General features: G+C 48.1%; 9 protein-coding genes. 6 read left to right on the top strand and 3 right to left on the bottom strand.

Features of this window, described 5'->3' with window-relative positions:
* Positions 1-28 precede the first annotated feature (28 nt).
* Genes ACTJJS_RS32435 through ACTJJS_RS32425 form a run of 3 tightly spaced genes read left to right on the top strand, consistent with a single transcriptional unit; the run spans position 29 to position 5,645 of the window.
* Positions 29-2,839: a SusC/RagA family TonB-linked outer membrane protein gene (locus ACTJJS_RS32435; RefSeq protein WP_440668087.1), complete on the top strand. Its 2,811-nt coding sequence runs from the start codon at positions 29-31 to the stop codon at positions 2,837-2,839.
* Positions 2,840-2,872: 33 nt separating this feature from the next.
* The gene (locus ACTJJS_RS32430; protein ID WP_440668085.1) at positions 2,873-4,642 is read left to right on the top strand and encodes a RagB/SusD family nutrient uptake outer membrane protein; all 1,770 of its coding nucleotides are present in this window, start codon (positions 2,873-2,875) and stop codon (positions 4,640-4,642) included.
* Between the two features lie 52 nt (positions 4,643-4,694).
* Entirely contained in the window at positions 4,695-5,645 is a 951-nt protein-coding gene (locus ACTJJS_RS32425; protein ID WP_440668084.1) for a DUF5627 domain-containing protein, read from the top strand.
* Positions 5,646-5,722: 77 nt separating this feature from the next.
* Here ACTJJS_RS32425 and ACTJJS_RS32420 read toward each other — a convergent pair whose 3' ends face one another.
* Positions 5,723-9,844 (bottom strand): hybrid sensor histidine kinase/response regulator transcription factor, encoded by a 4,122-nt coding sequence (locus ACTJJS_RS32420; protein WP_440668082.1) that lies wholly within the window; start codon positions 9,842-9,844, stop codon positions 5,723-5,725.
* Between the two features lie 280 nt (positions 9,845-10,124).
* Between ACTJJS_RS32420 and ACTJJS_RS32415 the strand changes: the two genes are divergently transcribed.
* The gene (locus tag ACTJJS_RS32415) at positions 10,125-13,031 is read left to right on the top strand and encodes a family 43 glycosylhydrolase (RefSeq protein WP_440668081.1); all 2,907 of its coding nucleotides are present in this window, start codon (positions 10,125-10,127) and stop codon (positions 13,029-13,031) included.
* 36 nt (positions 13,032-13,067) lie between these two features.
* The gene (locus ACTJJS_RS32410) at positions 13,068-14,168 is read left to right on the top strand and encodes an endo-1,4-beta-xylanase (RefSeq protein WP_440668079.1); all 1,101 of its coding nucleotides are present in this window, start codon (positions 13,068-13,070) and stop codon (positions 14,166-14,168) included.
* A gap of 20 nt (positions 14,169-14,188) precedes the next feature.
* On the opposite strand, the gene ACTJJS_RS32405 is transcribed toward ACTJJS_RS32410, so the two are convergent.
* Entirely contained in the window at positions 14,189-14,758 is a 570-nt protein-coding gene (locus ACTJJS_RS32405; RefSeq protein ID WP_440668077.1) for a hypothetical protein, read from the bottom strand.
* Positions 14,759-14,815: 57 nt separating this feature from the next.
* A complete protein-coding gene (locus tag ACTJJS_RS32400; protein ID WP_440668075.1) occupies positions 14,816-15,817 on the bottom strand; it encodes a beta-ketoacyl-ACP synthase III in 1,002 nt (333 codons plus the stop codon).
* Positions 15,818-16,019: 202 nt separating this feature from the next.
* On the opposite strand from ACTJJS_RS32400, the gene ACTJJS_RS32395 reads away from it, so the two are divergent.
* A complete protein-coding gene (locus ACTJJS_RS32395) occupies positions 16,020-17,465 on the top strand; it encodes a hypothetical protein (RefSeq protein WP_440668073.1) in 1,446 nt (481 codons plus the stop codon).
* Positions 17,466-17,483: the final 18 nt, after the last annotated feature.

Below are 17,483 nucleotides of genomic sequence, written 5' to 3'. Positions count from 1 at the left end.
CCGCTAATTTCAAAAATTCATGAACCAGATGAAAGCATTAATAGCCGCTATTGTATTGACCGGCCTCGTGCAGACGGCACAGGCACAGGACACTACTGGCATCATTATATCAAATCCTCCTGACAGCAATACCGCGCAGGCGGCATTCCGCAGATTGAATAAAAATGAACTGCCGGGTGGCATTTCAGTGGTGGACGTAGCATCACAAATGACACAAAACTATATGAACTACAGCCTCGAAAATATGGAGAGCTGGGCCAATGGTTTTAACGGCAATAGTATGTGGGGAATGGGAAGTTACCTGCTCGTGATCAACGGAGTACCCCGCGAGGCCACCAATGTGTTGCCCACTGAAATAGAACAGATTTCATTTCTCAAAGGGGTGAATGCAGTAGCATTATATGGCAGCCGGGCTGCGAAAGGCGTGATATATATTACTACGAAAAGAGGAAAAGCCGGCAACCAGCGGATAGACGTAAGGGCAAATGGAGGGACCATGGTGCCTAAAGCCTATCCCGCATACCTGGGATCAGCCGAGTATATGACGCTCTATAATGAGGCACGCCGCAATGACGGGCTCACAGACCTGTACACCCCTGAAACTATTGCCCAATATGCCTCCGGTAAAAATAAATACAGGTATCCCGACGTAGATTATTATTCAGATGAATACCTTAAAAAATTCTTTAGCCGTTACGATCTCACGGCAGAGATATCCGGTGGAAATAATAAAGCCCGCTATTATACCAATATCGGCTATCAGACTACCGGATCATTGCTCAACTTTGGAGAGGCCCGCCAAAATGGGAAATCGGACCGCCTCAATCTGCGTGGTAACGTAGACGTTAACCTGAATGATTATATTTCCTGTAATATAGATGCCGGCGCCATCTTTTATACCGGAAGAGGCGTAAATACCGATTATTGGAGCAGTGCGGCCACGTTGCGGCCTTATCGTTTTGCGCCGCTTGTTCCTATAGATATGCTACGGCCGGATGATGAAGCACCCAATGTGCTGGTGAAGAACAGTAACCATATTATTGACGGAAAGTATCTGCTGGGCGGCACGCAGCTGGACCAGACCAATCCTTTTGCCGCTATCTATGCCGGTGGCAACAACCGGTATATAAGCCGGCAATTCCTGTTTAATACCGGTGTGAATGCAGACCTCAGGAATTTGCTGAAAGGGCTTTCCTTCCACGCTACGTTTGCGGTGGATTATAATACATCTTATAATCTCGCTTATAATAACAGTTATGCCGTATATGCGCCAACGTGGAGCACGTCTTCCGATAAGGATGTGATCAGCAGTCTTACGCAGTATGGACAAGATGCGACGTCCGGTGTGCAGAATGTGAGCAACAGCTGGTACCGTCAAACCATTGCTGCCACCGGTCAGTTCAATTACCTGAATACTATCGGTGATAAGCATCATCTCTCGGCTGTTTTGCTGGTGAATGGTTTTCAGCAGTCAGAGTCTGCGGTTTATCATCGCACCAGTAATGCCAACCTGGGTTTGCAGCTGGGCTATAATTTCAGCAATACCTACTATGTTGATTTGAGCAGCGCTATGGTGCACAGTGCGAAACTGCCGGTAGGAAACCGGAATGCTTTTTCTCCAACAGTGACACTCGGCTGGCGAATCAGTAATGCACCTTTTCTGCGGAGCGTATCAGCCATCGATGACCTTCGTTTGACTGCTGCGGCAGGGGTGTTGCACACTGATCTGGATATTTTATCCTACTATTTGTACCAGGGGGCCTATACCACCCAGGGCAGCTGGTTTGGCTGGAAAGACGGTACCGGTGTACAGGCTACCGAGTCGCGCCGGGGAGCTAACCCTGATATGCGTTTCCCTAAGAGAGAAGAATTCAGCATTGGCCTGGATGGCTCTTTCTTTCATCAGTTGATAAAGCTGAACGGTAATTTCTTTATCAATAAAATCACCGGCAACATCATACAGCCGGATGTACTTTATCCTTCCTATTTTACCACCGGGTTCCCGTTATCCTCCTTCATTCCCTATATCAATTATAATGATGATAAGCGGGTCGGCTTTGACTTCAACCTCAGTTTTAATAATAAGTTGAGAGAGGTTAGCTATACCATCGGACTGGTAGGTAGTTACTACAAAACTATAGCCACGAAACGAGCAGAATTATATGCTGACGTCTATCAACGCCGCCAGGGGAAACCACTGGATGCCATATGGGGATTACAAAGCCAGGGGTTTTTCCGTGATGAGAATGATATTAAAAATTCTCCTGCCCAGGCTTTTGGCCAGGTAAAACCGGGTGATATCAAATATAAAGATCAAAACGGTGACGGGATCATTGATGCCCGTGATGAAGTGTACCTCGGCCGTGCCGGTTGGTTTGGTTCTCCGCTTACACTGGGCATCAATCTGAGCGCCAGGTGGAGGAATTTCTCTTTTCTGGCCCTGGGGGTGGGCCGCTTTGGCGCATATGATATGAAGAATAATTCCTGGTTTTGGGTTGCCGGAGAAAGTAAATATTCCACTATCGTGAGAGACCGCTGGACACCGGAAACAGCGGAAATCGCCAACTATCCCCGTCTGACGACGCTCGCCAGCGATAATAATTTCCGCAATTCAGATTTCTGGTTGTATAAAACCAATCGCATAGACCTGGAGAAAGTGCAGGTTTCCTATGATATGAGCGGTTTGCTGGGTAAAAAGAAAGTGTTGAAAGAAATGGGAGTATATGTCAGTGCTTTTAACCTGCTAACGATATCGGCAGAACGAAAAGTGTTGGAAATGAACGTAGGCGGTGCTCCGCAAACACGCCTGTATAATCTGGGTATAAAGGGATCATTTTAAACTTTTTCATTCGCATAATTAAGTTCCCGTTTTATGAAAATAAATATTGTCATTTTACTTGCCTGTCTGTTGCTGGTGGCTGGTTGCAAAGATCTGCTGGTGCCGGAGATTGAAAATATCCGGGACCTGAATCCGGGTAAATATCCTCCCAATGACGCGGCGCTGCCATTTGGCGTATTACTCAACGGCTATAATCGGATACCCACTAATTCCTGGTCATTTAATGATGTGGCCACTGACGACGCAGTGACAAATGACCAGAGCAACAGTTTTCTGAAAATAGCGAACGGACAGTGGACGGCCAATAACAATCCGTTGAGCCAGTGGACCAACGCCTATGCGGCTATCCAGTATCTTAACATCGTATTGCGCGACGTGGATACGGTACGCTGGGTGTCAGATCCCATAGTAAGTAAATTATTTGCCATGCGGATAAAAGGGGAGGCCGCCGGTTTGCGCGCGCTTTTCTATTACCATCTGCTGCAGGCCCACGCCGGTGTATCTGAAAGCGGCGCTGTGCTGGGAGTGCCCATTATTACCGCAGTACAGGGACCTAATGCTGATTTCAATACGCCCAGGGCTACCTTTGAGGCTTGTATGAAGCAAATTTACAGCGACCTGTCTATGGCGGATGATTTGCTTCCGCTGGATTACGAAAATATTGCCAGTGCGGCATTCATTCCTGCTAAGTACGGCACTATTACCAAAGAGCAGTATGACCGTGCTTTCGGCTCCGCTTTCCGGGGATTTTTCACCGGGCGCGTAGCAAAGGCAATCCGGTCAAAGGCCGCATTGCTGGCTGCCAGCCCGGCTTTTAGCGCAGGTAACACCACCACCTGGGCAGATGCGGCCGACTACGCTGGGGAAGTGCTTTATCTGAAAGGAGGCGTCAGTGCTTTGGCATCCAATGGCCTCACCTGGTATGCCAATGCGAGCGAAATTGCCGGTCTCGCTGATGGCGCCAACCCCGCTGAAATACTCTGGAGGAACAATTACGGCGATAACCGCGACCTGGAGCAGGCTAACTATCCACCGGGACTGTTCGGCAACGGGCGTATCAATCCAACACAAAACCTGGTAGACGCCTTTCCTATGGCTAACGGAATACCGATTACCAATACCGGCAGCGGTTACGATGCAACGAAACCATACGCCAACAGGGACCCCCGGCTGCGCATGTTTATTTTAGTGAATGGCGGCACCGCCGGTCCGAATAATACCGTTATCAGTACTGCTGCGGACGGTGGCACAAATGATGGGCTCAACATAGTGGGAACATCTACCAGGACCGGTTATTACCTCCGCAAGCTGTTGCGGCAGGATGTAAACCTGAATCCTACTTCCACCAACAACCAGCGGCACTACAAGCCGCATATCCGGTATTCGGAAATTTTTCTCAACTACGCAGAGGCGGCCAATGAAGCCTGGGGCCCGTTAGGAGCCGGAAGGTATGGCATCTCCGCCTATGATGTGATCAGGGCTATCCGGAAAAGAGCCGGTGTAGGCACTACCAATGGCGATGCCTGGCTGGAAGAAGCGAAAGGCAGTAAAGATCTGATGAGAGACCTTATCAGGAATGAGCGGAGAATAGAATTGTGCTTTGAAGGATTTCGCTTCTGGGACCTGCGCCGCTGGAAGGTGGACCTTGGCGAAACGGCCAGGGGGGTGAGCATAAAAAATAACGTTCCGGCCGTGATAAATGTGGAGCCCAGGCAGTTCCAGCCATTCATGGCTTATGGCCCCATACCTTATGGAGAAATACTGAAGTTTGGCGCGCTGGAACAAAACAAAGGCTGGCGTTAATAAAAAGCAGGACAGGTGATCATTTTTAATTGATTTTTTGAAAACAGCAAAGATGAAAAAGTTTTTAATGCCCGTGGTATTACTGCTGCTCGCAGCATGTAACAAAAACGTAACGTTCCCCGACTATCCTTATCAAACGGTATACTTCGCTTATCAATACCCCGTGCGCACCATTACTTTCGGAGAAGATATCTTCAGCACAGAGCTGGATAACCAGCGGAAATGTAAAATCATGGCTGCAACGGGTGGTGTTTATTACAGTAAAAACGACGTGAACATCAGTATAGCGGTAGATAATACCCTGTTGGGGAACGGGTTGCTGTTTGGCGCCGGTAAAGATGAAATTCTGCCCATGCCCGCTAAATATTATTCACTGGCAGACAACAAAATCATTATCCCCAAAGGCAGCCTGGCCGGTGGCGTGGAAGTGCAGCTGGCAGACGCCTTTTTTAATGATCCGAAGGCAATCAAGAATACCTATGTGATTCCATTACGTATAACCGATAAATCAGGCGCAGATTCTGTCCTGAGCGGAAAAGATTTTATTCTGTATGCCGTCAAATACGTGAATGAGTGGCATGGTAACTACCTGCGCAGAGGGAAAGATGTCATATCAGGAAGCGTAAATCAAACCATCGTGCGGCATAAGGAGTATGTGGAAAAAGATGAAGTCAATAAGTTAAGTACGAGGTCCATGAAGGAACTGGAGTTTCCGGTAGTATACAAAGACAAAGACGGCAATAACATCAACTGTACGTTGCTGCTCACTTTCCAGGACAGCGGGAAATGTACGGTTTCTGCAGCAACCGCCAATATCAGCGCTACGGGAGATGGACAATTTGTAAAGAGGGGAGAGAAGAACAGCTGGGGAAACAAAGACCGCGATGCGCTTTACCTTACCTACCAGGTTACCCTGCCTGGTATGCAGGTGTCTTCATCGGACACGCTGGTACTCAGGGACCGGTCTGTCACCATGGAAACATTTACGCCTGTGAGTAAATAATATTTCACCTCTGACGAAAGCACATTATGATAACAGCCCCTGTTTACCACGGGACTGTTATCATTTTTGCTGTTTGATTACTCAAGCGCCTTATCCCTTTGCATCCTCGCCATAAATTCGGAGGGCAGCACATTGTATTTTGCCTTGAATGATTTGGCGAAATAGTTGGGCGTGGAGAAGCCCACCTGATAGGCGATTTCAGCAATGGTCAGGTCACTTTTTTTCATCAGCATGGCGGCTTTTTCCAAACGGTAAGACCGGATATATTCTACCGGGGTCTGGCCGGTTAATTCCAATAATTTATTGTACAGCGAACTCCTGCTCATCCCTAGTTCCTTGCTCAGGCTTTCGACCGAAAGTTGGGAATCTGTCAGGTTTTCTTCCAGGTGGCTTGCAATCCGCGCCATTAACTTTTCTTCCGATGATACCTTTTCAATTTCAGGCGCAAGTAATTTTATTTGTTTGGTATACGTGTTTTTCAGGGTGTAGTTGAGATGCAGGAGGTTTCTGATCTTGGCATGCAGTATTTCGAAGTTAAATGGTTTGGTAATATAGTCGTTGGCGCCTGTAGCCAGTCCTGCGATCTGTTGGGCCTCATGAGTAAGTGCGGTGAGCAATATCACCGGTATATGACTGGTCCTTTTGTCCGACTTTAACTTCTGCAATAAGCTGATGCCATCCATTTGCGGCATAGTGATATCACTGACGATCAAATGCGGATGCTGTAACAGGGCTTTTTGCCAGCCGTCTTTCCCATTAGCGGCTTCTATTATTTTGTAATTCCTGCAAAGGTTATCTTTAAGATAGAACCGGAAGTCGTCATTGTCTTCCACGATGAGTACAACAGCCTTGTCCTGACTGTCTGGCAATTCCCTGCGGGCCTGCGATGCTGCTGCTTCCTGTTCCTGCGGTGTTGTTTCAGCCACGGACAACAACGGATGGTCAGGCGGCGCCTGTTTCGCCGGGATTTCTGCAACCGCTTTCAGAGGCAGTTCTATGGTGAAAGTAGCGCCCTGTCCCGGTTCGCTGTCTACCTCAATTGTGCCGCCGTGTATTGTTACAAATTCTTTCGTAATAGACAGACCTATGCCGATTCCCTGGTTTAATATGGTGGAAGCGGTATCTGTCTGAAAGAAATGTTCGAAGATCCTGTCTTTTTTATCTTTGGGAATGCCGATGCCGGTATCTTTTACTGTTATCCGGACCCATTGCCGGCAGGCAGCTTCATCTTCCTTTAACAGCTGCAGCGTGACGGTAACCGCGCCTTTTTCTGATGTAAACTTAAAGGCATTGGAGAGCAGATTGAAAAGGATACGTTCTGTTTTGTCATGGTCAAATAGAACATACAGTACTTCGGGGCCACTGATAAAAGTGAATTGTATGTTCTTTCTTTCGGCAAAATCACGGAAAGAGTCTGTAACCTCCCTGATAAAAGCTACAAAATCTCCCGCTGTCGGCTGTAGTTTTAGCTCCTGTTCTTCCATTCTCCTGAAGTCCAGTAATTGGTTGACCAGGTTAAGCAGCCGCCTGGAATTTCTTTTGATCATGTTTAGCCTGTCGAGGCGGGGACCGCTGCTTTCTCCGCTAATGAGCTGTTCCACCGGGCCCATGATCAGTGAAATGGGTGTTCTGAAATCATGGCTGAGGTTAGTGAGGAATTTAATTTTAAGCCGGTCGATGTCTTGTAGTCTTTTTACTTCCAGCCTTTCCTGTTCCAGCAGGAATTTTTTCCTTATCCGCTTAATGCCGAGGTAACGGCTATATAGCAATAACAGGCAAATGGCGCAGACATAAAAGACGTATGCATAGATAGTACGCCAAAAAGGCGGGCGGACGTGGATTTTTATGGTGGTGTCCCGGCTGCTCCAGATTCCATCGTTGTTAGCGGCTTTGACGTGGAAGGTGTATTCTCCGGGATCAAGGTTCGTATAGGCGGCACTGTTGGCTGTGCCGGTATAGTTCCAGTCTTTATCAAACCCATCGAGTTTGTAGGCGTAGTGGTTTTCTGTAGGGAGCGTGTAGTTGAGCGCCACAAAACTGATGACAAAGTTTTGTTTGTAGGCCAGGCGGATGTTGTCGGCTACAGCAATATGTGCTGTAAGGGGACCGTCCTCATCGGGAAGTATCGATTTGTTGGATACCTTTAAATCTGTCAGCAGTACGGCCGGCGCATGTTTATTGAGGGTAAGGTCGGAGGGCGTAAAGTAATTAATGCCTTCCAGTCCGCCGAACATCAGGTCTCCGTCAGATAGGCGTATCCCGGAATTATGAACGAAGTTGTTATTTTGAACGCCGTTATAGCGTGTATAGTTTCTGAACTTTTTTGACTCAACATGAAAACTGCTGATGCCCATATTGGTACTTAGCCAGATAATACCGCTTTTATCTTCAATGATTTTGTAAATGGTCACGTTTTGCAGCCCGTCTTTTTCGGAGAAATTGATAAACCGTTTTTGCGTTTTGTCAAAATAACTCAGGCCGCCAAAGGTGCCTGCCCACATACGGCCTTTACTGTCGCACAGCAATGTTTGCACTTTATCACTGGGCAACAGGCTGTTGCTTTGCGTATAGATGTCCCACTGGCCCGTGCCCGGATGATAAACGCCAACGCCGCCTCCATGGGTGCCGATCCAGATATTGCCTTCTGTATCTTCCTCAATAGCCCTGATATATCCGTTAAACGGCAGCTTTTTCTCATTGGGCCTGGTGGGGTCCGGATGAGGTGTATACCTGGTAACGACCTGCTCATTTTTGAGAACGTTGAGCCCTTCTCCGTTGGTGCCAACCCAAACGTTGCCTTTACTGTCTTCCTTTAGGCAAAAAATATCATTGGCGCCGGGATGGTCGCTCCCCGCGACTTTTGTAAGGTATTTATAGCTGCCGGTAGCACTGTTTATGATGAGCAGGCCCAATGCATACGTGCCGATGTATAGTTTTTTGTCGCGGGTGTACTGGAGGGCCATAATGGCCGCTTTATTACCCTTTACCGGCAGCGGGATGTCAATTGGACGGACTTTCCCTGTTTTGCGGTTGAATTCAAACATGCCTCCGCCGTCAGTGGCCACAAAAACATTGCCTTCGCTGTTTTCCGCAAAGGCAGTGACAATGGACGACTGACGGCTATTTTCATGAAAAGCGCTGCCTGGTTTAAAATTAAAGAGGTGCAGATTCTTGTCATATTTATTAATCCCACCTCTGAAAGTGCCTAACCAATAAATGCCCTGTTCGTCGTTATAGATACATCTTATCGATTGGTTGGTAAGACTGTAAATGTTTTCATCGGAGGGAAGATATTGATCAATAGTGTTTGTCCGGGTATTTAGTACCATGAGCCCTTCTTCGGTACCAATCCATAGCTGATGGTCTCTGTCAGGCCTGATGCAGTTAATTAATTTATTGTTCAGGAGCGGGATGATATGATAAGGGGAGATGCTGTTGCCATCGGGTTGCAATGTATACAATCCTGTAGCAGTGCCAACCCATATCTGCCCGTCATGGTCGCCTGTAATTGACTTGATCTCGTTATCCAGGCTGGTACACCCGGCTTTGTTGTTGGCTATCCGTTTTATGGCGCCTGTGGAAGGGGCATATCGGTACAGGCCATGGGTGGTACCAATCCAGATCTGTTGATTTCGGTCAACAAAAAGGCAGCGGGGATTCAGTTTTGTCTCCTGGCCCTCTTCTCCAGCTACCAGATTGATCTGGGAAATATGACGGCTGCCAGGCGTGAGCTTAAATAAATGTTCGAACTGTGCGATCCATATGTTACCGGACGTATCGCTGGAGATATCCAGTATTACCGCGTTAGGGGGCAATTGCGGGGCATCTGCGTGCAGGGGGAAGTGAACGAAGGCGTCCTTTTTACGGTCGTATAAGCTTAGCCCGCCGCCACTGGTACCTATCCAGAGGTTGCCGGCTTCGTCTTCATGCAGCGTCAGTATCTCATTGGCTCTCAGGCTGGAAACGTCATCCGGGCGATGACGGTAAACAGTAAAGTGTGTACCGTCAAATTTATTTAATCCATCATCGGTAGCAAACCACATCAAACCATAGTGGTCCTTCGTGATGGCATTTACCCCATTGGATACCAATCCGTCTTTAGCGGTAAGCGAAGTGAAGTTGAGGTGGCCGGTTTGGGTCCGACCGGTTTTAGCAAGGCATAGTAAACAGCACAGGAACGTAAATGTATATTTACACATATGGAGCGATCATTAAAAAACGAGATGTTGGTTGAATGGTAATAACGTGGTCCTTTGTATCTCAATTTAAGTATTGTAATGAAATTTATAAACATTATGATACTAAATTGCCTTAATACATTGGTTTTGGACGATAATAATTGTATAAAAGACATTTTTTCCATCAATTTCAACAAATGTGCTATCGGGAAAGTACCGGCCCTTGTATTTTTGTCTTCTGACTGTTTTATCCGGAAGCAATCATGCATAGAATCTATATGACTGAATAATGTTTTTAAAGATGTATAAGAAATTCCTCGTTATAGCACTCCTTTTCTTTTGTAGTGCTGCGCTTCATGCGCAGCAGTCTGATAATGAAGACGGCACTTACACCAATCCGGTCATCTGGTCCGACTTTCCGGATAACGATGTAATCCGCGTGGGAGATACTTATTATATGGTAGCTACCACCATGTATTTTTTCCCCGGCGTGCCATTGCTGCAGTCGAAGGATCTGGTGAACTGGACGTATGTTGCCAATGCCGTGCAGCGGTTCAGGCAGCATCCGTTTTATGATTTAAAAGGCGGGAACAGGTATGGAAGAGGGCAGTGGGCCAGCAGTATCCGTTATCACAAGGGTAAGTTCTACATACTATTCATGACACTGGACGAAGGCGGTTTTTTGTGCACCGCTGCCAGGGCGGAAGGGCCCTGGGAGGTGCAAAAGCTGGTAAGGCCCTACTATGACCCAGGGTTGTTTTTTGATGAGGATGGGCGCATCTACATCGCTCACGGTTATTCTAAACTGTCTGTGACAGAAGTGGATGCTAACCTTGCCCCCATTGGAAGAGACAGTATTGTGTTTGACAAGGTGCAACGGCCGGGGTTGGAGGGGGCACATGTCTATAAGGAAAACGGGTACTATTATATCTATGCTACCTATGGTGGTGGAGACGGTTACCAGGTTTGCCTCCGGTCAAAAAACATATACGGCCCCTATGAGGAAAAAACCGTGCTGAAAGATGATATGAACCTCTATGGTAAAGGTGTTCATCAGGGTGCGCTGGTCGAAACGCCCCAGGGGGAATGGTGGAGTATTATCTTTCAGGACAGGGGAGGGGTAGGAAGAGTGCCGACTTTGCAGCCGGTGCAGTGGATAGATGGCTGGCCTATCCCCGGAAAAAACGGAAGAGCGGTTGTAACCCATGTTAAACCACGTACAGAAGCCGTCGTTCCGGTAGAAATACTTCCCACCAGTGATGAGTTTGATGGCGATAAGCCTGGCATACAATGGGCCTGGAACCACAATCCTGACGACAGCGCCTGGTCTTTAAGTAAACGGAAAGGTTATCTGCGGCTCACTACCGCCGGCGTCGCCGCTGATTTGCTGCATGCGCGGAATTCACTCACACAACGGATGTTTGGCCCTTTCTCCGAAGCCACCGCAGCATTCGATATCAGCGGAATGAAGGCCGGTGACGTGGCGGGACTTGCTGTTTTGCAATTGCCCTATGCCTTTATCGGTGTCAGCGCCGGAGCGCCGGCAAAGTTTATTGTGATGGAGCATGGCGGCAGCAGGAAAGACAGTGTTGCCATAGGAAAGGAAAAGCGGGTGTTCTTCAGGGCTTCCGTTAATACCATGAAAGATCAGGCCTACTTCAGTTATAGCTTCGATAACAGGACATATATCCCTCTGGGTGATACGCTGAATATGCAGTTCAACCTGAAAATGTTTACTGGTAACCGGTTTACGCTGTTTAATTATGCTACGCTTAAAAACGGAGGTTATGTTGATGTGGACTGGTTTCATATGGATACCCGGAAGGGAGCCCCTAACCTCTTTAAGGCGTCCTCCCGTATTGCTGCTGAAATGTATGATGACATTTACGGTGCACGTGTGGTCCCCGGAAATGATGGAGACGGTCCGGGGCAGCAGGAGTTAGCCCATTTGACGGCCGGTTCATGGGTGCGGTTTAACCAGGTGGATTTTGACAAGGGATATCAATTCCTGTTGCTGCGGATGGCGCCCCGCGGAGGGCGTATAAAAGTGTATCTTGATAATGATTCATTGAATCCCTATGCTACAGTGGCCGTGCCCGAAGAACCGTTGCTGAACTATACGACGGTCAGCGTGCCTGTGAAGCCGCTTGCCGGCAGGCACCGGCTGACGTTTGCATTTACGGGAGAAACTCCGTCCACCGCCCGTTTCAGCTGGTTTACCTTCGCCAATGACAAGCAGCAAACGTATACATCGCCCCCGCTGATATCACATATCTACACCGCTGACCCGTCTGCACATCTCTTCAACGGAAAAATATATCTCTATCCTTCGCATGACACAGCTACCAATACGAAGGAAAGTGATAACGGGGACCATTTCCAGATGGCGGACTACCACATTTTTTCCATGGACTCCATCGGAGGGAAGGTAACAGACCATGGGATTGCGCTCCGGGTGCATGACGTGCCATGGGCTTCTAAACAGCTGTGGGCACCGGATGCAGCATTTTCAAAAGGAATATATTATTTATATTTCCCAGCGAAGGACAAGGAAGGGGTATTCAGAATAGGCGTTGCTTCTTCCAAACAACCGACTGGTCCTTTTGTGGCCGAAAAAGAACCGATTGCCGGAAGTTACAGCATCGACCCCTGTGTATTCAGGGACGATGATGGTTCTTTTTATTTGTACTTTGGAGGTATCTGGGGAGGACAACTGCAAAACTGGGATAATAACCGCTATGACGCCACTGCAACGTTGCGTAAAAAAAATGAAGTGGCCATTCTTCCCCGCGTGGCAAAACTCTCCCCGGACATGAAAAGCCTGGAAAGCGCTCCGTTGGCCGTAAAAATAACAGACAGCAACGGCCGGCTGTATAATGAGCAGGAGAACGACAAACGCTTTTTTGAAGCGGCCTGGATGCACAAGTACAATGGCAAATATTATTTCTCTTATTCAACTGGCGATACACACAATATTGTTTATGCGGTTGGAGACAGCCCATATGGTCCTTTCACTTATCAGGGGGTTATTCTGAAACCGGTTGACGGCTGGACCAACCATCATTCGATTGTCCAAATCGGGCATAGATGGTATTTGTTTTATCATGATACGCAGTTGTCGGGTAAAACACACCTGAGAAACGTCAAAGTAATGGAGCTGAAGTATAACAGCGATGGTACTATTCAAACGTTAAGCGCATTCAGATAACACCTTTCGTAAATAATTAATTGAACCAGGCAACATATGAAGTATATCCGCCACGTTGTTATTGTTTTACTGGCCGTCGCCATAAGTTTTTCCTGCGTGGCCTACCGGGCCCATTCTTTTGTTGCGCCGGGGGCACGAGGACTAAAAGACTATTACAGGGATTATTTTCCTATAGGCGTGGCCGTTTCAGCGCGTGCGCTGCATACAGAGGAAGCCGGACTGGTGGTCCGGCAATTTAACAGCATTACCCCGGAGAATGCTATGAAGATGGGCGTAATTCATCCGGGGGAGCAGCTGTATAACTGGAAGGATGCTGATTCTATCGCAGCTTTTGCCCGCCATAATGGAATGAAGCTCAGGGGGCATACCCTGGTCTGGCATAATCAGGCCCCGGGATGGATTTTTAAGGATGCCGGCGGACAACAGGTCTCCAAAGACGTATTGTTACAACGCCTGAAAGAACATATTACCACTGTTGTAAAGAGATATAAAGGCGTCGTATATGCCTGGGACGTGGCCAATGAAGTGATCAGTGACCGTAAGGATGAGTTTTACCGTAATTCATTGTGGTACCAGATCTGTGGCGAAGAATACATTGAGAAAGCGTTTCAGTGGGCCCATGAAGCAGACCCTGATGCGTTGTTGTTTTATAATGACTACAATGAGATAAACACCGTAAAACGGGAAAAAATTATCCGTATGCTCAACGGCCTTATCAGCAAAGGAGTGCCGGTCCATGGCGTGGGATTGCAGGCGCATTGGGCCGTAAATGAACCTTCGGCGGAGCAGCTGGATAAAACGATGGCAGATTTTGCGAAACTGGGACTGAAAATACAGATTACTGAATTTGATGTTTCCGTGTATCCGAAGGAACATGAGATGAGGGAACGGGAAGCGGGCGACAGCGCCACGGTGTTTACCGCAGCAAAGGAGCTGCAACAGCTGGAGCAGTACCGCCGGTGTTTTGCATCTTTTCGCAAGTATCGCGATGTCCTGACGGGTGTAACGTTTTGGAATATCTCCGACCGGTATAGCTGGCTGGACAACTTTCCGGTGCGTGGCAGAAAAGACTATCCATTGCTGTTCGACAAGGAGTTGCAACCCAAGAAAGCGTTTTGGTCAGTCGTTAAATTTTGACATCACCCGATGGCGTCCTGTCACCTCTTGTAAATAAACCCTTCCTTCGACTCCATGCCAATAAAAAACATCTCGAAGGAAGGGTGCAGGTTAGGCAAAACGTGCAGTTGCCCGATGGCATACTGCAGCACCTCCTGCTGAAGCGGGAAGATCTCGTACCAGCATTTCCTTTGCGTATAAAACTCGAAATTTTTCGGGATGGAGGTGTTTTTTATACTGGAGATGCGGGGGAAAGCATATTTGTCCGGTTCATCGTAATTACGTGGTATGTTATTCATATCCGGTATTCGGTCTCTTTTGGTCAGTTTCCCTTGTTCGAGTTTTTGGCGGTACCGCTTTTCTAAAGCCGCAAACAGGCTTTTCCTGTATTGTCCGCTGGTGTCAAAATCATCGAAAGAGACGGTTGTTTCCATTTTATAGATGTCGGTTGCAATACAACAGGTATACAACGCCGTGGAGGGATGCTGGCTGATCTTCTGAAACCCTTGTTCAATGAGGATTTTCAGCTCTGCTGTATAACCCTCTTTATCGAACTGCTCCAGATAGGGTATAATTTCTTCGGGATACAAACGTCCGTTAAATATTTGCATTAGCGGGGATTTTTATCTTATATTTTGAGTGCAAAGATAGTAAAGAATAAACTCATACTACCCCTGACCGTCATATCCCCAGATCATATACAATGCTCCCCAGGTGAAGCCGGCGCCGAAAGCGGCAAGCAGCAGGCGGTCCCCTTTTTTCAGGCGTGATTCATAATCCCACAGGCACAGGGGAATTGTACCGGAAGTGGTGTTCCCGTAGCGGTCAACGTTCCGCATTATTTTTTCAGCAGGAAAAGACAGTACTTCCGCCGTGCGGTCAATGATCCGCTGATTAGCCTGATGGGGCACCAGCCAGGTGATGTCCTGTGCTGACAGGTCGTTTTTCACCATCGTATTGGTAATGGATTCCGTGAGGCGTAATACTGCATAATCGAAGATAGCTTTGCCGTCCATGTACAGATAATGTTCCTGGTTGTTGACCGTGGCTGCAGAGGACGGCCAGCGCGAACCTCCGGCTTTCACGTACAGCAGGTCGGCGCCGCTGCCGTCTGTACGAAGGAAACTGTGCTGTATCCCGCTGTCGGAAGGCCCGGGCTCCAGTAACACGCCGCCTCCGCCGTCGGCAAACAGGCATGTGGTGATGCGGTCCTGGCCGCCGATAATACTGCTCATTTTATCTGCTCCCAGTACCAGCACGTAACGGTATATGTTCTGCTCTATATACCGGGAGGCTATATCCAGGGCGGAGAGAAAACCGCTGCAGGCCCCGTTGATATCGATAGCCCAGGCTTTGTTGGCGCCGATTTCACGGGCAACAATATTGCTGGTGGAAGGCGTGATCATATCCGGCGTGGCCGTGGCCAGTACAATGGCATCCAGTTCTGATGGTTGTATGCCGCGTTTACGGCAGATTTCAAGGGCTGCCTGCACGCAAATGGCAGAAGTGCCGACGCCTTCCTCCCGGATATACCGCCGCTCGTTAACACCAAGATATTTAGGAATCCACCCGGATGGGATATTCATTTTTTGTTCCAGCTCTTCGTTGTAAACGATGTGAGGCGGGACGTATCCGCCGACTGCTGTGACAACCGCATTGCACTTTTTCATAGTCAGGTTTTTTAAGATAGTAAAAAGGGGTAACAATTAGCATATCTAACAAAATGGACAATGGACAGTAACTTGTTCAAAGTTATTAACAGCTGCTGAAGTGGTACGGCATATTCCAACTGCTGTCTAAAGTGCATGGTGCGGCCATAGCTTCGTAAGAGGCCTGTGTTTCCCTATTTTTTAATGTCTAATATTTGTAACCATGTCTCCTGAAAAATATCCGTTGTCCGCACTTGCGCAGGAATTATTCGCTCTCAGAAACAAGGATAGTTATCATCCGGATATGGATGCAGCTGCTGTGTTCAGCCGGTATTCCCCGGGGAATCTACAACAGCTGATGCAGGGGATGTCAGAGATCACTGCTTCCTTTTATGGTTTGCTGCTACAGCAGGCGGTTGCGCTGAATGGACCTGATATGGCCGAAGCCCTTTCTTCTTCACTGATACACACGCTGGGCAGGAACAAAGCCGCCAGAATAATGGAGGCGTATCCTTTATTGGAGCGCGGTCCCAGAGGTGTTATAGAGGTTGTTATCGCTGCCATCTTTACCGCTAGCCCTGAATTTACTTTCGAGGTCAATAGCTATGCGGCAGCTGAAGTGGTTTTCACTGTCCGCGGAACAGACCGTTATCATCGGATCAGTCAGCGACTGCAAATAACCCATCTCCTGAAATGGCCGGTGATACTGCCGTTCCTGGAAGGGATACGGGATGTGGCAGCACCGGGGTGGAAGGTGGCAACAGTGGCGTCTGCGGTAGATGAGAACAGCAATTGTGAGTATGTTTTCAGGATATATCAGGAAGCGGTGGCACCGGTAGGAAATATTCATATCGGTGTGCGGCCTCCCTTTTTCCAACTGCCGGTTGCTGCTATGGTGACCAGGGGGAAATACCTCGAGGTAGACCTGGGGCCTACCTGTGAGTTTCAAGGTAGTCAGTTTGCTGCAATGGTCCAGCAATGCCTGTCGGTCGAAGCGTGGAATGCCTGCCGCCTGTATGCTGCCGGCACCGACCAGTATATGCTGGCGGAGCGGTTCCGGTGCATACGTACCGGCAACTTTTTGGCAGATACATCTTTAAAAGTGGTACTTCATACACAGGAGATCAGCAAAAGAAAGCGGAAAAGCACTATGCGTATTTGCGATGATGCGGGAGATATGGTCTATGAGATGGTCTTCGATTATTATATGTGGAATGAAGCGGACTTTAAGAACAGGTTTGCTTTCCTGAAAAGTGATGGAAAGCCGGTGCAGGACGAATCGGTGCCCCTTCCTGTTATCAATCGTATATCTTTTGAGAATGCCTGGCATTATGTGTCCCGGTTAGCTCCTGTAGATGAAATACATTGCCTCGGCCATTTCGATGGCTATCCCTGCGTGCCGGCATTACTCCTGTTCCGGCTGTTCCACCTGGAGGTGGAAAATTGGATAAAGGAGGTGCGGGGGCAGCAACCGGAAACAAAGCCTGTGATAGATAGCGCTGCCATTCATCCCACGCGTATTATGCCCGTTGATGTGCCTTACGACATTACAACCACTGTGCATCAGCTGTCGGAAAATATACTGCAATTTGTGTTTGTTGTTACGGAGGTCGATGATCCCGGTATCAGGTTTAGCTGCGTGGTATTGGATGTTCTGTTACAGCGGTAGGCCGGTGCGGCATATTTT

Source organism: Chitinophaga sp. 22308 (assembly GCF_052045305.1).
In the GTDB taxonomy this organism is placed as follows: domain Bacteria; phylum Bacteroidota; class Bacteroidia; order Chitinophagales; family Chitinophagaceae; genus Chitinophaga; species Chitinophaga varians_A.
This window is presented reverse-complemented; position numbering and strand designations above follow the sequence as displayed.